We start from the raw sequence: 7,409 nt of genomic DNA, 5'->3' as shown, positions 1-7,409 counted from the left end.
CATCTTTTTTGTTTTGAGAACCACAAAAGAAACATTTTAATAGAATTTCAGAAACCTTTTTCTTTTTATTTTACAAATTTAAACAGGCTCTTATTCTTTGCTTTTTTATCTTCGGATGTAATAAGGTAGAAAAAACGAGTATTAAAAAGATGAAATCACCTAAAATAGTAATTGCGCATCGTGGTGCCTCAGGGTATTTGCCCGAGCATACCATGGAGGCTAAAGCAATGGCGTATGCTATGAATCCTGATTATATTGAGCAAGATTTGGTGCTAAGTAAAGATAATGTTCCAATTGTTATTCACGATATTTATTTAGATGATGTAACCGATGTTGCGCTTGTTTTTCCTGATAAAAAAAGAGCGGATAATCGGTATTATGTAATCGATTTTACTTTTGATGAATTGCAAGAATTACAGGTAACCGAACGTTTTGATACCAAAACAGGAAAGCAGTTTTATTTGAAGCGATTTCCTAAAGGAAAAGGGAATTTTAAACTTCATTCTTTACAACAAGAAATTGAACTTATTCAAGGTTTAAATTATGGTACTGGTAAAAATATTGGAATTTATCCAGAGATAAAAAATCCTGAGTTTCATCATAAAAATGGAAAAGATATCGCTAAAATAACCTTAGATATTCTTTCTGATTATGGATATAAAACCAAAAAAGATGCCTGTATTTTTCAATGTTTTGATGAAAAAGAATTAGAGAGAATTCGAAAAGAACTAAAATCGGATTTGTTTTTAGTGCAGTTAATAGAATTTGATGAGCAAGTTAAAAAATTAGAACATTTTGCAACTTATGCCGATGGAATAGGACCGTGGTATAAGCAAATTTTAGCCGATAAAGTAGCCGATAAATTCACTTTTACAAACTTAGTTTTAAAGGCGCATCAGCTCGGCTTAAAAGTACATCCGTACACTTTTAGAGCCGATAGTTTAGACGAATTTTCTTCGTTTGAAGAAATGATGCAAGTATTATTTTTTGAAGCGAATATTGATGGCGGTTTTACTGATTTCCCTGATAAAATGGTTACTTTTTTGAATGAGAATTAAACTTTTAAATGTCAGTTTCACATCCTGATTTGCCACCATTTTGTCAATTCGAGTGATTTTAATTACTAGAAGGAATTAAAATTGTATCGAGAATTTTATTTTGATTCCTTTTGATGCTAAAAAATTACTTGAACTGACAGATTATTTGTGAACTTTTGTAATAATATTTTATTGACTAAAATTTAAACAGGTTCTTAAATTTTTTAAGATTGTTTTTTTTCTTGACTATCAATATCTTTTATCAGTTTAAATGCAAAATAAATAATTCCTAAAGAAGCTAAAAGAATACAAATCCACATAAAAATAGTGGTTTGCCAAAAAGGTATATTTTTAGGCGATACAGCTTTGCTTTTGTTTTTAGAAAATGATGTAATATTTGTTTCTGTAATATTTTTTGTAGTCGATGAAATAAAATTTCCTAAATCGTACGACGGTTTTTTTAACGTAGCATCAACTATTATTTTGTAATTAGTTGCTTTCTTTAAATTAGCAATTAAATAAATTGGCTTCTGAAATAACTGAATATTTTCTATTGCTAAAGCAGGATTATCTTTATTTTGAATCTCGATAATAAACTCTTTTTCATTTAAATTATTAAAGGTAAATGAGTTTTTGTTTTTAGAATTTAACTGAAAAGAAGCGATAGTTTCGGTGTAATTTTCTATACGTTTTTTAATTTTTCGTTCTCTTTTTACAAGAATTTTAGCATTTCTTAGAAAAAAATCGGAATCAATTTTAAAAGAAATACTATTTATTTTATGTGAATTTTCAGCCGTAAATTTAAGTTGTGTAACTTTTTTCTTTTTTTCGATAGAAACAGCTTCTTGTTTGTATTGATTTATTTGAATCGCATTTTGAGTAAAAATTTTACTTTTATAAATCCCAGCTTCCAAAATATTTATGGGTAAGGAGTTTTTATCATCAAAATTAATGCGTAAAAATGGATAGGTATTTAAAGGAAAATGAATAGTTTGTTCTAAAAATATTTTTCCTGAAGCTGTTTTTTTAGGTGAGTTTTTAGGCGATAAAATACGATTAGAAATCAGCCCAAACCAGTCAGAACCATTATCACTTCCGTAGATATTATAGCTTTTTCTGATTTTTGTATTGGCAATTTTAAGCGTAAATTTAGCTAGTTTTTCTGCGGATTTATTTTCTATTACAATTGAGGTTACAGAATCGTTAATAACATTTTTTGATGCTATTTTAAGTTGCTCAAAGGTTGAGAATTTTTTATCATTATTATAAATTAAAACATACGGAACATCATTTTTTAAAGAGTCTTTAATTCTTAAAAAATTGTAATTTTCAGTTGCTGCCGAACGAACTTTTATCGGTAGCATTATTTTATGCAAACCGTTTTCATTTATCGGATGAATACTACCTGTATAATTTTGAGCAAAAGTAGTAAGAGAAACAAAAAAGGTAATTAATAAACTATATTTCATCATCTGTATTTTTATTTTCGGTGGTTTCATCAATAACTAATTTTTTTAATTTTTGATACACAAAAGAAATTATCAATATTAAAACTCCTAATAATATAAAAGCAATAATTTTTCCTGTTTCTGAAACGTTTTTAATATCGTAGATAAAAAGTTTTAAAATAGTTAAACCAAGTAACGATAGTGCGATTACTCGTAAGTTTTTCCATTGTTTTTTTATCCCAATAATTAAAAAGATAAAAGAAAAAACTCCCCAAAGTATTGGATATCCTATTTTAATAATTTGTGTTTTTGTCGCTGATATTTGGCTGCGTACAAAAATGTTTTTATCGTAAAAATCATTTTCTGATTCCGTAAATTTTTCAGATAATACTACTGTATCAATTGTATTTGAAAGATGTAAACCATGTATCATTATTTCATTACTTAAAATATATACAATGGCAAAAGTAAATATCCAAGGCAACCATTTACGTTGTTTTGGTTTTATCTTAAATAATAAATCGGATGTCTTATATAATTGATATCCAAAATAAATTAAACAACTTAAAATGATATAATGAAAGTAAAAAGCATAGGAAGTATTGGTGTTTTCTAAGAAATTTTCAATTAATTCGTTTGCTGGTAATTTGTAAAAAAACAAAATGTAACTTAGTATAGAAATGCAACTTATTAACAGTATTGCTTTTGTAAAAAGGTTGTTTTTTAAAGTGCTTGTTGTATAAATAAGTACCGAAATAAAAATAAAATGATAGGTTACAGAAAAAGATAGGGCAGAATAAATATTTGCTAAAAACTGATTTGCTTGGTAATTAGTTTCTAAAATTCCTGTAAAATAACTAGCCAAAATGGCAATTATCAAAATAAAATTAGCATAAGAATGGCTGCTAACTAGAAGCTGTTTTATTTCGGTTTTTGGAGCTTTTTTTAATAACCAATACGTTAAAAATAACGAACAACTAACCACGAAACCTGCAATAAATAACGGATTTAAAATAACGTTTAAATCTTTTGTAAAGCTATATCTGTCCCAATCTAAAAATAGGCTGATAAGGGTTAATATTTGTACGGCAATTGCACCAATTTTAAAGGTGTCTATTTTTGATTTTTGAGATAGCCAAAACAATAAAACAGCTTCCAAAGCCCAGAAAAGTGTAATAATATTGCCTTCAAATTGAATTGGAATTGTTAAGGTAACAAAAGTTAAAGCAAGTCCGATTAATAAGTAAATAGCATTTTTATCTAATCCGAATTTTTTATATAAAATAGTAGCGTAAGTAATGTTATAAAGCGCCAATAGTAACGTAAATAATCCTGTTAAATTTGATGCTAAATCATTTAAAATTAACATTCCTAATCCGAAAAATACAAAGGTATTTGCTACTAAAATAAAATATTCTATGTCAGAGAATTTCCCTTTATTTCGAAGGTTATTTAAAACAATAGTAATACTAAATATAAAATAAAACAGGGTAGCGAAAATTAAAGCTCCTGTGTGTGAAAATGTATTGCTACCTATTTTTAAATTACACCAACTTCCGAATAATATTGTTGTAAATATAAAAGATAAAACAGTTGAAATACGCCATTTTTTAAAGTAAGAAATCACTAGCATTCCGATATTTAAAATAGCGATGTAAGTAAATAATACTACGTAATTTCCTTCGCCAGTACTTACCATAAATGGTGCTGCAAAACCACCAATTAACGATAAAATAGCCAGTTCTTGCTTGTTGTAAGAAACCGAAACTAGGGTGCTAAAAATGGTTATTACCGTCATAATAGCAAAAGCTACGCTTTGACTAAATAACTCGTATTCATGAAAAGCAATATAAATAGTAAAGTAAAAAATACTAATTGCTCCCGCCACTAAAACAGAACTAAAAGAGGTGTAATTTTTCTTTAATTTATGTGCAATTGCCATAATTAATGAACCACATAAAACGCCAATTCCAACTCTTGCAGGTTCGTTTATCCAATCTTTATCGATGGCATATTTTACGAAAAAACTAATTCCTAATACTAAAATTAAGATTCCTAGTTTATTAATTAAGTTTTCACCGATAAATTTTTCTAAATCAGGGTTTTTTTCTTTAAAATTTTCAAAAAATGATTTTTCAGGAATTGATTTTACAGCCTGATCTTTGGTTTGCTGTATCGTTTGTTTTGCTGTTTTTTTATCCTCTAAAACAGGTGTTGTTTTTAAAGAATTAGTAACAGAAGGTGTTATTATAATTTCCTCTTTTTTAGGAGTAGGAATTATTGGTGCTACTGTTTTAATTACTTCAGGAATTACAATTTTTTCTTCTTCGGATGCTACATTTTTATGAGCTGTAACGGTATCTTTTGAAAAAACTTTTTTTTGTAAATCGGCAATTGTTTTATTGAGTTGTTCAAATTTTGTATTTATATTTTTATTGATAAAATATAAACAGAGTAAGACGATTATAAATAAGAGTCCTTCCATAAAATATCGTTTTGAATTTTAGTTCAAATGTAATCAAAATGTAATCTTTAATGATGTGTTAGATATTTTTTATGTAAAATAAGCATCAAGAATATTATTCTTATACATTTGTAAATCAGTGATACATCAGAAAAAAAAACAAAACATGACAGTATATGATCTTATAAATATCCTTAGTAATAATTCAAATACGATAATAAATTACTATATAACTTTACTTTTACTGACATTATTAGGTCTTTTGTTTTCAAATATGATTCGCCCTAAATCGCCAATTTTATATGTGTATAGTATTTTAATATATGCTTTGGCGATACCTGGAATTTTAGCTATTATCTTGGTTGTTTATAATTTTTTCTTTTTGCGTAAAAATTTACTGCAACTTCAATTAATCACGTATTACTTACCAATAATAGCCATGATATTGTTGCTGTTAATTATTAAAAAAACAGTTCCTTTAAAAGCAATTCCTGGTTTTGATAAATTATCAGGGCTGTTTATCATTTTAATCATCACTTTTTTAATTACGTATTTTATTCAAAAAGCAATTATAGGTGTGTTTTTTATAGGAAGTTTTACACAGCTTATCGCCATATTTTTAGTGCTATTGGTAGTTTTAAAATTAGGATGGAATAAGTTGGTAAAGTAATCAGAAAATAATCAAAAAAGATAAAGGCTCTTATAATTGGTTAATTTTTTTAAATTTGTTAAAACTAGAGTAACTATGTTAAAAAATTTAAAATCGCTATTTTTTACTGAAGATGAAAGTGAAAAAGAGAACAAGCAAGAAGATAAAAAACAAGCGGTATCAGCTAAAAAATCCGCAGAAATAAATACAGTAAATAAATCAACCACTATAAATAGTAATGTTACAGGTAGTGTTGATGCTGCTATTGTAGAAAAATTATTAGCTGCAATTGAAAACAATAACTTAGATGGTTTTGATTATCTAGAATTTAAAAAAGCCTTAAAAGCTTTAGAAAAAATTCCAATGGACGAGGCTACAAAATACCGTTCAACTTATGCAGCAGCTTCTACAATGGGCGCAACTTTAGAGACTTTATTAGAAACAATAAAACATTATATAGGCGTTTTAGATACTGAAAATAAAACTTTTACAAAAGCTTTTGAAGGGCAATTAGTCGCTAAAGTAGGAAATAAACAAAAGGAAATTACCCAGTTTGAAGCGGTTGTTAACGAAAAATCAGCAAAAATAAAGCAGTTAACAAACGAAATTACAACGCATCAAAATCAAATAGAAGAATTAAAAAAATTGATAGCTGATAGTAGTCATAAGATTACTAAAACTCAAAATGATTTTAAAATTTCTTATTTGCATTTAAGAACACAAATAGAGCAAGATGCTCAAAAAATAAAAGAATACATAAAATAATGGAAAATTTTACACCCAAATCTTTTTGGGAAAAACCAGAAGGAAAAACAGGAATGTTTTTTACAGCTTTATTAGCAGGAGGGAGTATGTATTTTTTATACAAAGCATTGCCTTATCTTATTAATATTGTTGAAAACACCTTACATTTAGGATTACTTTTAGCAGGTTTAGGAGCTTTAATTTATATGATTTTAGACCCTAAAATGCGTAACCTTGTTTTTTATATGTACAAATCGTTTATGCGATGGATTACAGGTTTGTTTATTTTAATTGATCCGATAGGAATTTTAAAAAGTTATATTGATGATTTAAAAGATAACTTAAAGAAAATGAACAAACAAATTGCTGTTTTAAAAGGTCAAATGAGAAGGCTACAGCAAATAATGAATGAAAATAAAAAGAATATCAATAACAATTTAAAGCTTGCAAGTGCGGCAAAAGAGAAAGATAAAAAAGGAATTATGATTCTGAAATCTCGTAAAGCAGGGAGATTAAGAGAATCTAATTTAAAGCTAGATGAGTTGTATCGAAAAATGGAGATTTTATACAGAGTATTAACAAAAATGTATGAAAATTCTGAAATTTTAGTCGAAGATATTGAAGACCAAGTAATGGTAAAAGAACAAGAACGTAAAGCAATACGTGCGAGTCATTCTGCTATGAAATCGGCAATGAATATCATTTCAGGAAACAACGATAAAAAAGAAATGTTCGATAGAGCTTTAGAAGCAATTGCTGATGATGTGAGTATGAAAATAGGAGAAATGGAGCGTTTTATGGAAATGTCAAACGGTTTTATGGATTCTATCGATTTACAAAACGGAATTTTTGAAGAAGAAGGTTTAGATTTATTAGATAAATGGGAAAAAGAAGGGGTTTCTTTAATCCTTGGAAATCAAAAAGATTTATTAGTAAACGATAGCCACAGTGTAGATTTAGATGCACCAACATTAAAGAAAAACAAAAATCATAATAATCAGTATACTGATTTATTCAATTTTTAAATATTTATAATTAAAAAAATATCAACTAGTAAAAAAATAAAT

6 protein-coding genes are annotated in these 7,409 nt (G+C 27.1%); 4 read left to right on the top strand and 2 right to left on the bottom strand.

The features are described 5' to 3' along the window. Nucleotides 1-44 precede the first annotated feature (44 nt). Entirely contained in the window at nt 45-1,058 is a 1,014-nt protein-coding gene (gene glpQ / locus AQ1689_RS00785; protein WP_317047035.1) for a glycerophosphodiester phosphodiesterase, read from the top strand. 203 nt (nt 1,059-1,261) lie between these two features. On the opposite strand, the gene AQ1689_RS00780 is transcribed toward glpQ, so the two are convergent. Both AQ1689_RS00780 and AQ1689_RS00775 read right to left on the bottom strand, forming a co-directional pair. Then, the gene (locus AQ1689_RS00780) at nt 1,262-2,509 is read right to left on the bottom strand and encodes a hypothetical protein (RefSeq protein WP_145993711.1); all 1,248 of its coding nucleotides are present in this window, start codon (nt 2,507-2,509) and stop codon (nt 1,262-1,264) included. Continuing rightward, on the bottom strand, nt 2,496-4,970 hold the full coding sequence (locus AQ1689_RS00775) for a DUF2339 domain-containing protein (protein WP_101954880.1): 2,475 nt from the start codon (nt 4,968-4,970) through the stop codon (nt 2,496-2,498). The genes AQ1689_RS00780 and AQ1689_RS00775 overlap by 14 nt, the downstream gene beginning before the upstream one ends. 253 nt (nt 4,971-5,223) lie before the next feature. On the opposite strand from AQ1689_RS00775, the gene AQ1689_RS00770 reads away from it, so the two are divergent. The 3 genes from AQ1689_RS00770 to AQ1689_RS00760 all read left to right on the top strand — a co-directional run bounded on the left by AQ1689_RS00770 (nt 5,224) and on the right by AQ1689_RS00760 (nt 7,367). Further along, the gene (locus tag AQ1689_RS00770) at nt 5,224-5,619 is read left to right on the top strand and encodes a hypothetical protein (protein WP_101914168.1); all 396 of its coding nucleotides are present in this window, start codon (nt 5,224-5,226) and stop codon (nt 5,617-5,619) included. 75 nt (nt 5,620-5,694) lie between these two features. Then, the gene (locus AQ1689_RS00765) at nt 5,695-6,363 is read left to right on the top strand and encodes a hypothetical protein (protein ID WP_101954879.1); all 669 of its coding nucleotides are present in this window, start codon (nt 5,695-5,697) and stop codon (nt 6,361-6,363) included. Beyond that, entirely contained in the window at nt 6,363-7,367 is a 1,005-nt protein-coding gene (locus tag AQ1689_RS00760; protein WP_101954878.1) for a PspA/IM30 family protein, read from the top strand. The genes AQ1689_RS00765 and AQ1689_RS00760 overlap by 1 nt, the downstream gene beginning before the upstream one ends. The last annotated feature ends 42 nt before the right edge of the window (nt 7,368-7,409 follow it).

The organism is Tenacibaculum finnmarkense, from assembly GCF_900239185.1.
GTDB classification, from domain to species: Bacteria; Bacteroidota; Bacteroidia; order Flavobacteriales; family Flavobacteriaceae; genus Polaribacter; species Polaribacter finnmarkensis.
Note: the sequence above shows the minus strand (reverse complement) of the source record. Positions and strands in the feature narration are given on the sequence as shown.